Annotated in this window: 15 protein-coding genes and 1 riboswitch; of the genes, 6 read left to right on the top strand and 9 right to left on the bottom strand. The window is 68.2% G+C overall.

Translation table 11 applies throughout. From position 1 onward, the window contains the following. Positions 1 to 2: 2 nt before the first annotated feature. Entirely contained in the window at positions 3 to 1,496 is a 1,494-nt protein-coding gene (locus ACIP5Y_RS45375) for a PLP-dependent aminotransferase family protein (protein WP_400359976.1), read from the bottom strand. Between the two features lie 61 nt (positions 1,497 to 1,557). On the opposite strand from ACIP5Y_RS45375, the gene ACIP5Y_RS45370 reads away from it, so the two are divergent. Then, positions 1,558 to 1,860, top strand: a complete 303-nt coding sequence (locus ACIP5Y_RS45370) for a hypothetical protein (protein WP_400359974.1) — start codon at positions 1,558 to 1,560, stop codon at positions 1,858 to 1,860. A 78-nt stretch (positions 1,861 to 1,938) separates the two neighbouring features. Continuing rightward, positions 1,939 to 2,499, top strand: coding sequence for a methylated-DNA--[protein]-cysteine S-methyltransferase (locus tag ACIP5Y_RS45365; RefSeq protein ID WP_400359972.1), 561 nt, complete (start codon positions 1,939 to 1,941; stop codon positions 2,497 to 2,499). A 74-nt stretch (positions 2,500 to 2,573) separates the two neighbouring features. Here ACIP5Y_RS45365 and ACIP5Y_RS45360 read toward each other — a convergent pair whose 3' ends face one another. The 4 genes from ACIP5Y_RS45360 to ACIP5Y_RS45345 all read right to left on the bottom strand — a co-directional run bounded on the left by ACIP5Y_RS45360 (position 2,574) and on the right by ACIP5Y_RS45345 (position 7,708). Then, positions 2,574 to 2,906, bottom strand: a complete 333-nt coding sequence (locus tag ACIP5Y_RS45360; protein ID WP_400359971.1) for a hypothetical protein — start codon at positions 2,904 to 2,906, stop codon at positions 2,574 to 2,576. A gap of 16 nt (positions 2,907 to 2,922) precedes the next feature. Next, positions 2,923 to 3,951 carry a hypothetical protein gene (locus ACIP5Y_RS45355; protein ID WP_400359969.1) on the bottom strand — a complete coding sequence of 343 codons (1,029 nt, stop codon included), beginning with the start codon at positions 3,949 to 3,951 and terminating at the stop codon, positions 2,923 to 2,925. A 229-nt stretch (positions 3,952 to 4,180) separates the two neighbouring features. After that, positions 4,181 to 6,796 carry a LuxR C-terminal-related transcriptional regulator gene (locus ACIP5Y_RS45350; RefSeq protein ID WP_400359967.1) on the bottom strand — a complete coding sequence of 872 codons (2,616 nt, stop codon included), beginning with the start codon at positions 6,794 to 6,796 and terminating at the stop codon, positions 4,181 to 4,183. Positions 6,797 to 6,886: 90 nt separating this feature from the next. Then, entirely contained in the window at positions 6,887 to 7,708 is an 822-nt protein-coding gene (locus ACIP5Y_RS45345) for a helix-turn-helix domain-containing protein (protein WP_400359965.1), read from the bottom strand. A 101-nt stretch (positions 7,709 to 7,809) separates the two neighbouring features. Between ACIP5Y_RS45345 and ACIP5Y_RS45340 the strand changes: the two genes are divergently transcribed. Then, complete coding sequence (locus tag ACIP5Y_RS45340; RefSeq protein ID WP_400359964.1) at positions 7,810 to 8,346, top strand: YceI family protein; 537 nt, start codon at positions 7,810 to 7,812, stop codon at positions 8,344 to 8,346. Between the two features lie 94 nt (positions 8,347 to 8,440). On the opposite strand, the gene ACIP5Y_RS45335 is transcribed toward ACIP5Y_RS45340, so the two are convergent. The 4 genes from ACIP5Y_RS45335 to ACIP5Y_RS45320 form a co-directional block, all read right to left on the bottom strand. Then, entirely contained in the window at positions 8,441 to 9,538 is a 1,098-nt protein-coding gene (locus tag ACIP5Y_RS45335) for a CaiB/BaiF CoA transferase family protein (RefSeq protein WP_400359962.1), read from the bottom strand. A 132-nt stretch (positions 9,539 to 9,670) separates the two neighbouring features. Next, a complete protein-coding gene (locus ACIP5Y_RS45330) occupies positions 9,671 to 10,474 on the bottom strand; it encodes an LLM class flavin-dependent oxidoreductase (protein WP_400359960.1) in 804 nt (267 codons plus the stop codon). A gap of 199 nt (positions 10,475 to 10,673) precedes the next feature. Then, positions 10,674 to 11,543, bottom strand: coding sequence for an amidohydrolase family protein (locus ACIP5Y_RS45325; protein WP_400359958.1), 870 nt, complete (start codon positions 11,541 to 11,543; stop codon positions 10,674 to 10,676). A 73-nt stretch (positions 11,544 to 11,616) separates the two neighbouring features. Next, positions 11,617 to 13,029 carry an FAD-dependent oxidoreductase gene (locus ACIP5Y_RS45320; protein ID WP_400359956.1) on the bottom strand — a complete coding sequence of 471 codons (1,413 nt, stop codon included), beginning with the start codon at positions 13,027 to 13,029 and terminating at the stop codon, positions 11,617 to 11,619. A 258-nt stretch (positions 13,030 to 13,287) separates the two neighbouring features. Between ACIP5Y_RS45320 and ACIP5Y_RS45315 the strand changes: the two genes are divergently transcribed. The 3 genes from ACIP5Y_RS45315 to ACIP5Y_RS45305 all read left to right on the top strand — a co-directional run bounded on the left by ACIP5Y_RS45315 (position 13,288) and on the right by ACIP5Y_RS45305 (position 15,585). Further along, entirely contained in the window at positions 13,288 to 13,725 is a 438-nt protein-coding gene (locus ACIP5Y_RS45315; protein ID WP_400359954.1) for a hypothetical protein, read from the top strand. 48 nt (positions 13,726 to 13,773) lie between these two features. Continuing rightward, positions 13,774 to 13,889, top strand: a riboswitch (SAM riboswitch). A 15-nt stretch (positions 13,890 to 13,904) separates the two neighbouring features. Further along, positions 13,905 to 14,327: a rhodanese-like domain-containing protein gene (locus tag ACIP5Y_RS45310; protein ID WP_400359952.1), complete on the top strand. Its 423-nt coding sequence runs from the start codon at positions 13,905 to 13,907 to the stop codon at positions 14,325 to 14,327. 43 nt (positions 14,328 to 14,370) lie between these two features. Next, on the top strand, positions 14,371 to 15,585 hold the full coding sequence (locus tag ACIP5Y_RS45305; RefSeq protein ID WP_400359950.1) for an O-succinylhomoserine sulfhydrylase: 1,215 nt from the start codon (positions 14,371 to 14,373) through the stop codon (positions 15,583 to 15,585). Positions 15,586 to 15,633 lie beyond the last annotated feature (48 nt).

Genomic DNA, 15,633 nt, shown 5'->3' with positions numbered 1-15,633 from the left:
GGTCAGTAGAGCGGCGTGAGCGGGGCCAGGGGGTCGGCGGCGCGGGGAGTGAGGGCCGCGTAGGTGGCGGCGATCGATTTCACCGCCACGCGCAGGTCGGGCTCCTCATGCGTGAAGGGGAGGCGGATGAAGCGTTCGAACGCGCCCTGGACGCCGAAACGTGGTCCGGCGGCGAGCAATACGCCGTGGTTGGGGGCGGTCGCGGCGAGCGCCGTGGAGACCGGGGCAGGCAGTTGCACCCACAGCGACATACCGCCCGCACTCGGATTGATGTGCCAGTCGGGCAGCTCCTCCGCCAGGGCTTCGGTCAGGACGGTGCGGCGGGCGCGCAGTTGATCCCGGCGCCGGGTGAGGATCCGGTCCGCGTTCTGCAGCAGGTACACGGTGGCCAGCTGATCCATGATCGGCGTGCCGAGGTCGACCGTGGAACGGGTGCCGAGCAGTTTGGTGATGAGCGGCTGATTGGCGCGTACCCAGCCGACCCGCAGGCCACCCCAGAACGACTTGGACGCGGAGCCGATGGTCACGATCTCCGAGCCGCGCGCGAAAGCCGCTACGGGCGGCGCGGATTCGCGGTCGGTGAGATCCAGGTCCACCATGGATTCGTCGACGATCACCGTCATGCGGGTGTCGCGGGCGATGGCGGCCAGTTCGGCGCGGCCCTCGGCGTCCAGCAGCAGGCCGGTGGGATTGTTGAAGTCGGGGATCAGATAGGCGGCGCTGGCGGCGGTCTGCCGTGCGGCACTGCGGATTCCGTCCAGATCCCAGCCGTCCGGGCGCATGGGCACCGGCACCGGCCGCGCACCCACATCCCGGATGGCCTCGATGGCGTTCGGGTAGGTGGGGTGTTCGATGAGCACGCGTTCGGCGGGCGTGGTGAGGACGTTGAGCAGCAAGCGCAGTCCGTGCTGTGCGCCGAGTGTGATGAGGATCTGATCGGGTTCGGTGGGCAGGCCGCGCTCGGTGTACCTGCGCGCCAGGGCTTCCCGCAGGATCAGCACACCGACCGGGTCCATGCCGTGCGTGCCCAGGTAGGTCGGGAGGCCCTGCAGGGCAGCGGAATACGCGTCCTCGAGTTCCAGGGGCGCGGTCATGGCGGCGTAGGTCATGTCGATGGTGGGCAGTTCGGGCTGCGCCATCATGGCGAGAATGCTGCGGGCGGGTTTGGAGCCGTCGTGCACCACGTTCGGTGGCAGTGCGACGGTGCTGCGGGAGCCCTGCCGGCTGATCAGGTAGCCGTGTTCGCGCAGCAGCGTGTACGCGGAGGTGACGGTGGTGCGGCTGACCGCGAGGCTGGTGGCCAGATCCCGTTCACTGGGGAGCGCGACCCCGAGTGGGGCGCGGCCGTCGTGGATGAGCAGCCGGATGCTTTCGGCGAGCGCCACATACGCGGGCCGGGTGGGTCGTTTGGCATTGTCGGCCGCGCCGGGTTCGTCGTGCCGCCACCGTCCCAGGTCGCGCGTCAGGCTGGCCGCGCCGATCACTCGTGTCGCCATACAGGCCAGTATCCGGGCACTGGATATTTATTTCAAGTCCAGCCGGGCCGACTATGGACCCATGCTCTCATTGCTCGTCTCCCTCGTGATCGTCGCCGGCTTCGCCGGCCTCGTCTACGTTTTCGCCCCCGCCCCGGGTGAACGCTGGGGCCGCATGCTGGAGCGCTACCGCCCGCATGCTCCCATGTCGGACTGGTCAGTCGCCGAATATGATGCGGCACGCCAATATTCGGACCTGACCGCCGTCCGTGCCCGCCTCGAATCCCCCGACCCCGACCGCCGGGCCGAATCCCGCGGCGCCAAGCCGCACCCCTTCGCCCACCTGGACGAGATCCCCTGCCGCGGCGAATCAGTCCAGTTCTAACCAACTGGACCTCCATTATTCGGAATAGGTGACGTTTTCCCGCCAGACGTTGTCGTACCCCTGAGGCACACTGACTCCATGTCCGCCCCGGCCCGCCCGCTAGCCTCGGCAGCCCTCTTCGACACCGCGATCGGCTCCTGCGCCATAGCCTGGGGCCCTTCCGGCGTCCTCCGCTTCGCCCTCCCCGAGCCGGACCCGGCCGCCACCCTCTCCCACATCCTGCGCCGCCACCGCCTCGCCGACCTCCGCGAAGCCACCCCCACCGACGAAATCGCAAGGGTCATAACGAGCATCCGCGCCCACCTGGCAGGCGACCTCGACGACCTGCACTGGATCCCCTTGAACACCACCCAGTTCAACGATTTCGACCGCGCCGTCTACGAGGTAACCCGAGCCATCCCCCCGGGCCACACCCTCAACTACGGCGCGATAGCCACCCGCATAGGCGCCCCCCACGGCTCCCAAGCGGTCGGCCAATCCCTGGGCCGCAACCCCATCCCCCTGATAATCCCCTGCCACCGAGTCCTGGCCGCCGACCACGCCCTCCACGGCTTCTCCGCCCCCGGCGGCCTATCAACGAAACAACGCCTCCTCGAAATAGAACGCACCCCCGGCTTCGGCGAACCCACCCTCTTCTGACCCACCCCGAAACGAAAAAGCGTCCACACCAATCCCATTGGTGTGGACGCCTGACAACGATCCGTAGCGGCGGGCTACCGACCCGCTTTGACGATCGGGCCGTAGTAGATAACCGGCAGGCCAGTGCCGGCGCATTCCACCCATACGTCGGCCCCGGGGGCGAAGCGCAGATAGATGGGTTCTGGTCCCAGCGCGTACTGCATCAGTCCGGGGGACTGCTGGAAGAACGGCGGCTGGAGACTCCAGCCGGTGCACTCCCACCACTCGCCCGGGGCGGTATCCATCCGGATCACGCCGCCGGGTTCGGGTGTGGGCACCGGTGCGTCAGCAGCGGCGGTCTGGGCGCCGAGCATGCTGGCTATGGCGACGAATCCGGAAATCGAAACTGTTGCGCGCAGAGCTTTCATCGTTGTCCTCCTATGTTCAGACAGCCGCGCCGAAGGCGGTCCCGGCGGCGCCGCCCAGTACGCCACCGATCACGCCGCCGGCGATCGCCGCTGGAATGCCGACAATGGCGGCGCCCGCGGCGGCGCCTGCGGCCGTACCGACAGCCGCGCCGATGGCTGCGCCGGCGAGCGCGCCGGGGCCGCTAGCGGATCCACCGCTCGGCACACCGGTCACGATGCCGCCGATGATCGCGCCGGCAGTAGTACCGACTCCGAGACCGATCACAGCGCCCGGAACCGCGCCTGCGAGTGCGAACGGAACACCCGCCAACGCGGCGCCCGCGACTGCTCCGCCGACAGCACCGGCGACGGTGAGGCCGGCGATCTTGTCGGAGCGGGAAGCGTTGATGCCCACGGAGTTCAGGCCCGTCGCGATGCCTGCTTCGACGTTGGCGGCGCCGTCGTTGACCGGAACGAGCACGTTGTCCGGGATGTTGTCGCCCGCGGGGGTGGTGAAGGCGCCGATGCGGAGGGTGCGCGGGGGCGGGGCGATGGGGAGGACCGGGTCCACGGCGGTGGGGGCGTGGAGGTTCTGGAAGTTGATGCCGGGGGTGGCTTCCGGGGCCGGGATGGGGCGGAAGTTGGCGGGGACCGGGTAGTCGGGCTGGGTCGCCTGGGGGCGGTTCGGGGTGGTGACGCCGGGCTGGACCGGGCCGGGGCGGGGGCCGTTGTCTGTTGCGGGGGCCACTACGCCGGGCTGGGACGAGTGGGGGGCACTGGGGCCGGTGAGGTTGTCGGTGCCCGGGAGGCCGGGCTGGGTGGCTGCGCCGGGCCGGCCTGCGGACGGCTGGGAGCCGTTGCCGGGGATGGTGGTCGCGCCGGGGGCTGTGGTGCCGGGAGCCTGGGAGCCGGGGGTCGGCTGGGAAGTCGGGCTTGCCGAGGGACTGGTGGCGGACTGGGGGTCCGTGGCGGTGGAGCAGGCCACTGCGAGGGCCAGTGGGATGACGCCTACGACGATGGCGCGGCGGGCCGCGCCGGAATTCAGTTGTCGATGCCGACGGGTCACGTCGATACACCACCCTCATCAGATTGGAACTGTCCCCCACGGCCGGGTGTGGCCGTTCGGTGTGGGCCGGAACGGCCGCTCGGCGGGGATGTTAACTGATGGGATGCTGCGAGTTCCAGGACTGGGCTGGTGAATCATTCACTGGACGTTGAGGAGTGAGACGAACAACACAGCGCTTCGGTCGTAGCTGATCAGTGGAGTTTGACTGGTCGGCTCACGGATTCTCGGGTCAGTTCTCGGATTTGCCGGAAGATGACCCGCTGCGCATCAATTCGGCGAGGGCCTCGCGGTCGGTGACGTCGAGTTTGATGCAGGCGCGGTAGAGGTGGCCCTCGACGGTGCGGACCGAAACCGTCAGGCGGTCGGCTATCTGGCGGTTGGAGAGGCCGGCGACCACCAGGTTGGCGATCTCGCGTTCGCGCGCTGTGAGGGGGAGGGGCTGCGCGGATTCGCGGAGGGCGGGGGTGCTGGCTCCGCCGCAGGCCGCGGCCAAACGGTTTGCGGTGGCGGCGGATTCGAGCAGGCGGCGGCGATCGCCGGAGCGTTCGTGGGCGGAGGCGGCTTGGGCGGCCGCGTCGGCGGCGGACAACAGGACGCCGATGGCTTCGAATTCGGCTGCGGCAGCGTCCAATCCGGGGCCGTCGTGTGCCGTGACCGCTACCGCGTGCCGGGCTTGGACCTGCACCAGGCGGCCGTCCACCCGGGCGGCCAGGTCGGCGAGCCGGCCCGCGACGCTGTGGTCGCCGAAACGGGCCGCGGTGTGCAGTGCCATGGCCTCGATGGCGTGCTGGTGGGAGCGCGCGGCCGCATCGGCCGCGCCGAGGGCGAGCCGGATGGCCGGTGTGGCAGTGCCTTCCGCGGCGGCCTGCCAGGATTTGGCGATCTCCAGCATGGGTTCGTAGACGGCGCTGTGCCGGCCGCCGCGTTCGATGGCGGCGGCGATGGATTCGGCGGCGTCGGTGGCGCGGCCGAGCGCCGAATACGCTTCGGCCAGGCGGAGTCTCGCGGGGAACATCCAGGCCGCCGCGCCTTCCGTGGTGAGGGCGGCGAGGGCCTGTTCCAGATTGTCGATGCCCTGTGGGAAATGTCCTTCCGCCACGTCGACGGTGCCCTGCAGGATCTTGCTCATGCCCCAAGCCAGGTACTGCCCGGGTGACGAGTACGCGTAAGGGCTGCTGGCGCAACGCCGTGCGGCCGTGAGGTCGCCGGTGAAGGTGAGGGCGAGCACTTCCGCATGCGTGGACATGAACTGGTTGAGCCCGTCGATATGCGATTCGACCGCGTGCCCGCGGGCCGCGTACTGCCGGGCCGCGTCGCCGCGTCCCATGAGCGCCAGGGCGAGTCCGCCGCCGAAGGCCGCCCACCACACCGCCCAGGGTGGCGCGCCGTCGGCCGCCATGACGGGTTCGGCGAGCGTGAAGGCCTCGTCGAGTTTGTTCTCGTTGACGGCGCAGGCGGAGGCCAGCCCGTCGAGGGTGGCGATCACCTTCGGATGTTTCACCCGGCTGCGCACCGATTCCAGTACTTCGTCGGCGCGATCGGCATCGCCCATGGACCACAGCAGATTCGACACCCGGGTACTGCCCCAGCGCGCCAGCTGTACTTCGTTCAACTGGTCCGGGTCGAACCCGGCGAGGGTGCGTTCGGCTTCGATGCGATGCCCCTGCCACAGCAGTGCCCGCGCCAGCAGATCCGCCGCCTCGACACCGCCCCGGCGTTCCACGGCGGCTCGCGCGAATCGTTCTCCCAGTGGCAGATTCGCCAATCCGATGGCGTCGCTCGCGGCGGCTTGGAAGAGTTCCAGGTCGGCGGATCGGTCACTGTCCAAGGCCAATTCGGCCAGCCGGATCCGATCGGACGCGGAGTGGACGGGCCGTTCCTTCAATGCCGAATACAAGCGCCCGCGCAGCCGTCGCGCCGACGCGATGCCGAGCCGCCGCCGGATCACCTCCCCGAACAGGGGATGGTTGTACCGCACCAGCAGCTGATGGCTGTGCTCGACAATCCTGATGAGCCCGCGTGATTCGGCCGCTTCGACGGCTTCCTCGCCCGCGATCTCGGACAGCACGTCCAGGTCGATGGGTTCGCAGAAGGTGAGCAGTTCCAGTACCCGCAGCACCGGTTCGGGCATCTGCTCGACCCGATCCTCCAGCAGCGCGGCCAGTTCCGAGGTGACGGCCGCGCGCCCGCGCAACTGCCACACGCCGTTCACCTGTCGCAGCGTGCCCGCCTCCAGCGCGCCTTCGACCAGGTGCCGCAGGAAAAGCGCGTTCCCGCCGGAGGATTCCCACATGAGGTTGGCGGTGAAGCCTTCCAGCTGCCCGCCGAGCATGGATTCCACCAGTTCGACGCTCTGCCGTTGCGTGAACGGGGACAGGTCGAGCCGGAGTAGATGCCCGTCCTTCCACAGCGAGGTGATGGCGTCGGGCACGGGGACGCCGCTGCGCACGGTGCACACGATGCGGGCGGCCTTGTCGATGGCGAGTTGCAGCAGCAGGGTGGCGGAGAGTTGGTCGAGCAGGTGGGCGTCGTCGACGCCGATGAGGGTGTGCCCGTCGGCGAGCAGTGCTTCACGGGCCGCGGCCATGAAGGTGACCGGGTCGTGCGCGGTGTACACGCCGACCATGTGCGCGAAGACGCCGAGTGGGATGGATCGGGCGGATTCGGTGCCCGCGACCCATCGGATCCGGCCGCCGACGGTGGTGGTGGCCTGTCGTGCCAGTGTGGTCTTGCCGACCCCCGCGTCGCCGGTGAGGACTGCTCCGACGACGTCTCCGCCGGTCAGCGCCGACCTGATCGTTTCGAGTTCGTGTTCACGCTCGACGATCGGCCAATTCCGAACCATGAGAACAACTGTAGAGCCCTCGCGGGTCGTGAGCGGTGGGAACGAAACGGTCCGAATCGCGTGCGTTCATTGGTTGACCGGCCGCAACTTTTATTCGTTGACCAGCCGCAATCCGGGTGCCCGGACGGCCCGGCGATCGATCAGCCACACCATGACGGACTGGTCGACGGCCGGATCCAGGGTCTCGACCTCGATCTCGACCTCACCGCGCTGCGGGTGCGCGACGCGTAGTTTCAGCGACCGGTAGTCGGTAACCCGGTGTTCGCGCCAGCGCCGGTCGAACTCCGGATACTGCTGCAGGGCGGCGACGACCGGGGTCAGCGAGGGATCCTCCGGGAAGCGGGTGGTGGCGGCGCGCAGGGACGAGGTCACCATGTCGGCGGCGGCGGGCCAGTCGAGGAACCATTTCCGGGCGTCCGGATGCGCGAACATGTAGATCGCGAAGTTGCCGTGTGCCGCGTCGTCGAAAAGGCCGAGGGGTTCGGCGAAGTCGTGCCAGGACGGGTTCCAGGCGAGCAGGTTCTGCCAGCGGCCGATGACGAAGGCGGGCGTCGGGTGCAGGGCGTCGACGACGGCCTGGAGGGTGTCGGTGACCTGTTCGCGGGCCTGCCCGCTGGCCGGGCAGGTCTGTTTCTGGTCCAGGCTGAGCGCGAGGATGCCGAAGTGATGCTTCTCGATCTCGTTGAGTTGCAGGGCGTCGGCGATGGCCGCGAGGACCGCGCTGGAGGGATTGCTGTCGCGGCCCTGTTCGAGCCGGGCGAGGTAGTCCGCGCTCACGCCGGCGAGCGCGGCGACCTCTTCGCGGCGCAGGCCGGGGGTGCGGCGGCGCCGTCCGGCGGGAAGTCCCACGTCCTCGGGCTGTAGCTGGGCCCGGCGGGCGATGAGGAACTCGGCGAATTCGGATCTTGACACCTCTCCATAGTGCCCGGTCCCAGGTTTGTTATCCGCGCCCTCCCAGTCCCCGGATAAAGAAGGTGTGGCTAAGCGGACCGGAGTCCACTTAGTCTTCTGGCATGACGACTTCCGAGCAGACCACCCTCGCCCCCGGCGCCTGGACCCTCGACGCAGCCCACTCCTCGGTGAACTTCACCGTCAAGCACCTGGGCATCTCCAAGGTCCGCGGCCGCTTCAACCGCTTCGAGACCGGCTTCGTGGTCAACGAGGCCGGCGAGGCGGCCATCGAGGCCACCATCTACTTCGACTCCTTCGACACCGGCAACGAGGCCCGCGACGGCCACGTCCGCAGCGCCGACATCCTCGATGTCGCCAACCGCCCGCACCTGACCTTCCGCGTCCCGGAGCCGATCGCGCTGGCCGAGGAGTTCGAGGTCGTCGGCGAGGCCACCATCGGCGGCATCACCAAGCCCGTCACCCTCACCGTCGAGTGGGGCGGCGTGCAGGTCTTCCCGCAGGACAACAAGGAGCACGCCGGCTTCAACGCCACCGGCACCATCAAGCGCAGCGAGTTCGAGGTGGCCCCCGGCCTGCCCAACGCCATGCTGAGCGACAAGATCGCCATCGAACTCGACATCCAGCTCGTCGCGCCGTAATTCGACGCCGGCGCAGGACCGAGCGTCCGCAGCATCGGAAAAGTCAACGCCCCCGGAGGAATTCCACCGGGGGCGTTCGGCTGTGCGCGAAAGATCAGTCCGCCCAGACCTGTTCGATCGGCGTGCCCGCGTTCGGGGGCGGGGTGGGGATGCCGCCCGGCGTGCGCGAGAAACGCGGCGCGGGAGCGTGCTGGACGACGCCGTCGATATCGATGAGGCCGGTCCGGGCCTGAATGTGCGGGTTCTGTTCCGCCTCGGTGAAGGTCAGCACGGGCGTGGTGCACGCGTCGGTGTTCTCGAAGACCGCCCACCACTCGTCGCGGGTCTTGGTCTTGAGCTTGTCCGCGAACAGCTTTCGCAGCTGATCCTGGCCCGCCGGATCGAGCTGGTGCGGCAGGCCCTCGGGCGAAATCTCCAGGCCCCGCAGGAATTCCGCGTAGAACTGCGGTTCGATGCAGCCCACGGCCATGTACTTGCCGTCGGAGGTCTCGTAGGTGTCGTAGAACGCCATGCCGGTGTCGAGCAGGTTGGTGCCGCGCTCATCGGACCACAGGCCCATGCCCTTCATGCCCCAGATCATGTGCGAGAGGGCAAGCGCGCCATCGATCATGGCGGCGTCGATGACCTGGCCCTTACCCGAGGTCTGCCGTTCCACCAGGGCGGCGAGGACGCCGAACACCAGGAACATGGACCCGCCACCGAAGTCGCCCACCATGTTCAGCGGCGGCACCGGGCGTTCGCCCTTGCGGCCGATGGCATTCAGTACACCGGTCATTGAGATGTAGTTGATGTCGTGCCCGGCGCGATCCGCGAGCGGGCCGTACTGGCCCCACCCGGTCATCCGCCCGTAGACCAGCCGCGGATTCCGTTCCAGTGCCGCGTCGGGACCCAGTCCCATCCGTTCGGTGACGCCCGGCCGGAACCCCTCCAGCAGCACATCGGCCTTCTCGACCAATCCCAGGACCTTCTCGATATCCGCCGGATCCTTCAGGTTGGCCTCGACGATGGTGCGCCCCCGCCACTGCGGCCGCTCCATGAACCCGGGAAACTGTCCCGGCCGCTGCACCCGCACCACGTCCGCGCCGAGGTCGGCGAGCAGCAGCGCCGCGTGTGGCCCGGGCCCGATACCGGCCAGTTCGACAACTCGAATACCCGCGAGCGGGCCCTGCTTGGCGGTGGATGGAGTGCTCACGCCCTACCTCGGTTCATCGTCGATCCCAGTGCCCACCGGCTCACCCCCGGTGTTGACGCTATGACAATAACTCCCCTCGGCCACCGCCCGGCAAGCCCCCGACCCCAGCCGGAGCTCGAGGCGTGGCGTGGGTCAGAGGGTGGCGCGCAGCTGGGCGGCGCGCTGGTAGTCGGACTGCCAGTCGGGACTTGTGGGGGCGAGGATGACGCGTTCGACTCCGGCTTCGCGGTGGGCTGCCAGTTGGTCGGCGGCCGCGTGGAGGTCGGTGGACAGGCCGGGGGCGACCACGGTCACGGTGGGGGCGGGGCGGTCGAATTCCTTTGCCAGTTCTTGTAGTTCGCGGAGTTCGGCGGGGAGGGTGGTGAGGTCGGGAGCGATGGTGAGCCAGCCGGTGGCGAACTCGGCGGCGCGGCGACGGGCGCGAGTTCCATTGCCCGCGACCAGGATCGGCGGCATGGTGGCGGCGGGGCTCAGGGTTGCTTCGACGCCGTTCACCAGGGTGGGTGTGCCGGTGACCAGGCCGGGGAGGACGCGTAGCGCCTCGTCGGTGCGGGTGCCGCGGCCGGTGAAGGTGACTCCCGCTGCGCGCCAGCCGATATCGCCGTGCGCCGGATTGCCGGTGCCGACGCCCAGCAGCAGGCGGTCACCGGAGACGTGTTGCAGGGAGGCGATCTGTTTGGCCGCCCACGCCACTGGGCGCAGTGCGAGCAGCATGACGTTGTAGCCGATGTGGATGTGGTCGGTGACGGCCGCGGCGGTCGCGAGGGTGACGGTGCTGTCCACCATGGGCGCGCTGGCGATGAGATGGTCTGTGGACCAGACGGATTCGAGTTCGAGCTGTTCGGCGAGGCGCGCGGCGGCCCGCACGTCACCGAGGATCGGCTGCCGGGGATCGGGGGTGGAGGTCGGGAGGATCAAGCCGATTTCGAGGGTCATCGCTGGTCCGATCTGTGGTCTGCGCGGCAAGGTGTTCACCGTCGTTGCCTGCAACGCTAGGAAGGCGCGGTGAGCGTTTCCATGGCTGTGATGCTCACATCGATGCCCGAAACGCTCAGGGGCCAAGGCCGAAACGCTCAGTGCCGGAGGCTCGAAACGCGCAGCGCTCGATCCTCGGAACATCCGGTGCGCCGGTGATCTACCGCTCGATGATCGGTAGCGGCAGGGTGTCCGGCGGCGACTTGGGTAGCTCCGAGCGCGGGATGCGCAGGGTCGGGGACTGCGAGACGGGGAGTTGCAGGGTGGGATCGGGATCCTGGGACGGGCGCTGCTCGGCAGGCAGGCGGTAGAAGGCCCGCGCATTGTCTTCGAGCACTCGGTGCAGGTCGTCGCCGACCGCATCGGCGATGATGTCGATGTCGTGGTCGAGGAAGGGCCGTCCGGCCCGGGTGCCGGGCAGGTCGGAGCCGAACATGAGCGCCTCGGGATTCACGGCGTGGATCTTGCGCAGCGCCATGCCGACATTCATCGATACCCGCCCGAAGCCGGAGGCCTTCACCTTCGCGCCGCGGTCGACCAGGTTGAGCAGGTAGGGCAGGCAGTCGTCGCTCATGCCCATGTGGTCGATGGACAGCACCGGCAGTTTGGTGATGACCGGTTCCAGCGAGCCGAGCATGGATCCGTCGATGTAGAGCTCCACATGCCAGCCCGCGAGCTCGTAGGCGCGCAGGGCGAGCATGGTGAGTCCGACGATGTCCCCGCCGGCGCGTTTGAGGTTGAACCGGAGGGCGCGCACGCCCGCCCGGTTCAGTTCGAGGATCTCCGCATCGGCGGCGTCCTCGCGCAGCATGGTGACGCCGACCCAGCCCGCGCCGAGTTCGGCGAGGGCGGCCCGCATGAAGTCCTGGTCGAAGCCTTGGAAGGACCCGCTGACCACCGCACCACCGTCGATATCGAAGCGGGACATGCGCTTGCGATAGTCGGCGATGGTGAACGGGTCGGGCAGGTAGCCCTCGTTCTCGATCAGCGGGAACCGCGGATCGATGAGGTGGACATGGGCATCGAACACGTGATCAGCATGCCTCAGAACGGTGACAAGTGTGGATTACCTTGTCCGCCTGATGAACTCGGGCCAGGTCGGACTAGTTTCCGACTTTATCGGGTTCACTGGCGGCGAGCATCTCGTCGCGTTCGACGACCTTGACGCGTTCGCGGCCCTGCGGCTCGCCGAGTGCCCGCTCGTGGGCGTCGAGGCGGTACCAGCCGGCCCAGGTGGTGAAGGGGATGCCCTTCTCCTCGAGGAAACCGGTCACCGCGTCGAGCTCCGGCTTGGCGGCCGGGGTGAAGCCGTCGACATCGTCGAGCAGGCAGGCGATGGTCTCGTTGGCGTCGCCCTTGGTGTGGCCGATGAGGCCGACCGGTCCGCGCTTGATCCAGCCGGTGACATAGGTAGCCGACAGGTAGCGATCCTTGCCGTCGGCGTCCTCGTTCACCAGCACGCGCCCGGCCTCGTTGGGCACGGTCCCGGCCTGCTCGTCGAAGGGCAGGGCCGGGATGTTCTGTGACAGGTAGCCGACCGCGCGGTACACGGCCTGCACGTCCCAGTCCTTGAATTCGCCGGTGCCCTTGCAGTTACCGGTGCCGTCGAGGGCGGTGCGCTCGGTGCGCAGGCCCGCGACCTTGCCGTCGGCGTCACCGACGACCTCGGCGGGGGATTCGAAGAAGTGCAGGAACAGCTTGTGCGGGCGCTCGCCGACATCGCGAATGGCCCACTGCTCCAACGTATTGCAGATCATGTCGACCTGCTTGGAATGCCGGCGCGCGGCCTCGGAGCCCTCGTCGTAGTCGATGTCCTCGGGATCGACGATGACCTCGATGGTCGGCGAATGATCGAGTTCGCGCAGTTCCAGGGGAGTGAACTTGGCCTGGGCGGGACCGCGGCGCCCGAACACGTGCACCTCGAGGGCCTGGTTCTCCTTGAGGCCCTCGTACACGTTCGGCGGGATCTCCGTCGGCAGCAGCTCGTCACCGGTCTTGGCGAGCACGCGTGCCACGTCCAGGGCGACATTGCCGACGCCGAGTACGGCGACCTTCTTCGCGTCCAGGGGCCATTCGCGCGGTACGTCGGGGTGTCCGTCGTACCAGGACACGAAGTCCGCCGCACCGTAGGAGCCGTCGAGTTCGATGCCCTTGATCTCCAGGGCGCGGTCGGCGTTGGCGCCGGTGGAGAAGATGACCGCGTCGTAGAACTGCTGCAGGTCCTGCAGGGTGATGTCGACGCCGTAGTCGATATTGCCGAGCAGGCGTACCTGCGGCTTGTCGAGCACCTTGTGCAGGGCGGTGATGATGCCCTTGATGCGCGGGTGGTCGGGGGCGACGCCGTAGCGGATCAGACCGAACGGCGCGGGCATGCGCTCGTACAGGTCGATGCTCACCCCATCGAAACCGGCGGGGCTGTCGGACTTCATCAACGCGTCGGCCGCGTAGATGCCGGCCGGGCCCGCGCCCACGATCGCAATGCGTAGCGGGCGGGTCGCTGCACTCTGTTCGGTCATTCTTACGCGCACCCTTATGGTCGAAAATCTACTTGGCGGTCGGTCTCAGCCGTCTGTCTTAGCTTAGGCTAAGTTGACGCCCTGGGCCTCGGGTGGTGCCATCCTGGAACCCCCGACGCTGCAGCGTTGCTGCGTGGTGTGGCTATTCCCGCTCGCGCGCGGGCAATTCGGTTGATTCTATCGGTGGCGTCGCAGCCCACTTCCGCGTACTCCCATCCCGGCGGCCGGACACCCGCGCCGACCAGGCATGATCTAGCCATGAGCGACGTGGAGGAGCAGCAGGTCCGGATCGACCAGACCGACAAGCGCGCGATGTGGCCGTTCCTGACCGCCGCGAGCCTGATTCTGCTGGTCATCCTCGGCATCCTGATCGCCGCCCTGGTGTCGCCGGCTGAGAAGAATGTCACAGATTCGGATCGATTGTCCCTAGCGGCGCGCGGTTTCATCCAATCCCGCAGCGGCACCGACACTCCCAAGGCGGGCGCTGCCTGCCCGGACTTCGACGAGAACCGTTCTCCCCTGCATGTCCCCGGTGGTACCGGCAAGACCTTCGAATTCGAGGGCCTCACCGATCCGGCCCTGGACGGCGACAAGGCGACCGCTCAGGTCACCTTCCGTACCGGTGACCGCGAGGACACCACTACCTGGCATTTCACCAAAAACGCGGGTACCTGGCTGGTCTGCAATTCCGGATAGTGAGCAGGCGTTTGACAGCCGGGCCCGAATCCGGGCAATCTTCTCCCAGGTCATGAGTACCAGCATCAAGCCCCGGCTCGCTGGTCGGCAACCCTCCTCCGCGGTGGGGTGCTCCGGGTGACGACCTGGCCTCGCACCGAAAACGGGTGCGGCAAGTGCGGATTCACAGGAGGTTCGAAGTGAGCTACGCAGGTGACATCACGCCGGAGCAGGCGTGGGAGCTGTTGCGCGACAATCCGGATGCGGTACTGGTCGATGTCCGGACCGAAGCCGAATGGCGGTTCGTCGGGGTACCCGACACCAGCGGCATCGGGCGGCCGACCGCGTTGATCGAGTGGGTCGACACCACGGGCACGCCGAACGCGCGGTTCGGGGACCAGTTGAAGCAGGCGCTGGCCGACCGGAACGCGGACTCGGAAGCGCCGGTCATCTTCATCTGCCGTTCCGGGCAGCGGTCCATCGGTGCGGCCACGGCCGCCACCGCCGCCGGATTCACGCCTTCCTTCAATGTCGTCGAGGGTTTCGAAGGTGCGCTGGATGCGCAGGGGCATCGCGGCCGGACCGGCTGGCGGGCCGACGGGCTGCCGTGGCGGCAGTCGTGAGCGCGTCCGCCGGATACCTACCTCGCTCTGATCGGAGGCAGTCATGATCTCTGGTGGCTCGTTCGACAAGCCGCTACCCGAAGGCGTCGGTCCCGCGACGATCAGCGTGCGCGGCGGCACCCGCCGTTCGGGTTTCGAGGAGACCTCGGAGGCGTTGTTCCTCAACTCGGGCTTCGTGTTCGAGAGCGCCGAGGCGGCGGAAGCCTCCTTCACCGGTGATGTCGAGCATTTCGTCTACTCCCGCTACGGCAATCCGACGGTCGCCATGTTCGAGGAGCGGCTGCGCCTGATGGACGGCGCGGAGGCCGCGTTCGCGACGGCCAGCGGCATGTCCGCGGTGTTCACCGCGCTCGCCGCGGTGGTCGGCAACGGTGATCGCCTGGTCGCGGCGCGCAGCCTGTTCGGTTCCTGCTTCGTGGTGTGCAACGAGATCCTGCCGCGCTTCGGCGTGGAGACGGTCTTCGTGGACGGCGAGGATCTGGACCAGTGGGAGCAGGCGCTGTCGGTGCCCACGCAGGCCGTCTTCTTCGAGACGCCGTCCAATCCCATGCAGACCCTGGTGGATGTGCGTGCGGTGTCGGAGCTTTCGCACGCCGCGGGCGCGAAGGTGGTGCTGGACAATGTGTTCGCCACCCCGCTGCTGCAGCGCGGCTTCGATCTGGGCGCGGATATCACCGTGTACTCGGGCACCAAGCACATCGACGGTCAGGGCCGGGTGCTGGGCGGCGCGATCCTCGGGTCGCACGAGTACATCGACGGCCCGGTGAAGAACCTCATGCGGCACACCGGTCCGGCGTTGAGCCCGTTCAATGCGTGGACGCTGCTCAAGGGGCTGGAGACGATGCCGTTGCGGGTCCGCCAGTCGGTGGATTCGGCGCTGCGTATCGCCCGCTTCCTGGAGGGTCATGATGCGGTGGCGTGGGTGAAGTACCCGTTCCTGGAGTCGCATCCGCAGTTCGAGCTGGCGCAGCGGCAGATGTCGGGCGGCGGCACGGTGGTCACCTTCGAGCTGAAGGCCCCCGAGCACGAGGCCAAGAAGCGGGCCTTCGAGGTGCTGAACGGCCTGCGCATCATCGATATCTCCAACAATCTGGGTGATGCGAAGTCGCTGATCACGCATCCGGCCACCACCACGCATCGCGCGATGGGCCCGGAAGGCCGTGCGGCCGTGGGTATCACGGATGGTGTGGTGCGGTTGTCGGTCGGTCTCGAGGATGTCGAGGACCTGTTGAACGATCTGGATCAGGCGCTGAGCTGATCCGAAGGATTCGAGAGCCCCGGTCGATACGGCCGGGGTTTTCTCTTG

Source organism: Nocardia sp. NPDC088792, from assembly GCF_044750615.1.
GTDB lineage: Bacteria > Actinomycetota > Actinomycetes > Mycobacteriales > Mycobacteriaceae > Nocardia.
The sequence above is the reverse complement of the archived record's forward strand: the minus strand, read 5'-3'. Positions and strand labels throughout refer to the sequence as shown.

Coding starts and splice junctions, on each gene's coding strand:
- ACIP5Y_RS45375 (WP_400359976.1), bottom strand. CDS start 1,496: ATGGCGACACGAGTGATCGGCGCGGCCAGCCTGACGCGCGACCTGGGA.
- ACIP5Y_RS45370 (WP_400359974.1), top strand. CDS start 1,558: ATGCTCTCATTGCTCGTCTCCCTCGTGATCGTCGCCGGCTTCGCCGGC.
- ACIP5Y_RS45365 (WP_400359972.1), top strand. CDS start 1,939: ATGTCCGCCCCGGCCCGCCCGCTAGCCTCGGCAGCCCTCTTCGACACC.
- ACIP5Y_RS45360 (WP_400359971.1), bottom strand. CDS start 2,906: ATGAAAGCTCTGCGCGCAACAGTTTCGATTTCCGGATTCGTCGCCATA.
- ACIP5Y_RS45350 (WP_400359967.1), bottom strand. CDS start 6,796: ATGGTTCGGAATTGGCCGATCGTCGAGCGTGAACACGAACTCGAAACG.
- ACIP5Y_RS45340 (WP_400359964.1), top strand. CDS start 7,810: ATGACGACTTCCGAGCAGACCACCCTCGCCCCCGGCGCCTGGACCCTC.
- ACIP5Y_RS45330 (WP_400359960.1), bottom strand. CDS start 10,474: ATGACCCTCGAAATCGGCTTGATCCTCCCGACCTCCACCCCCGATCCC.
- ACIP5Y_RS45320 (WP_400359956.1), bottom strand. CDS start 13,029: ATGACCGAACAGAGTGCAGCGACCCGCCCGCTACGCATTGCGATCGTG.
- ACIP5Y_RS45315 (WP_400359954.1), top strand. CDS start 13,288: ATGAGCGACGTGGAGGAGCAGCAGGTCCGGATCGACCAGACCGACAAG.
- ACIP5Y_RS45305 (WP_400359950.1), top strand. CDS start 14,371: ATGATCTCTGGTGGCTCGTTCGACAAGCCGCTACCCGAAGGCGTCGGT.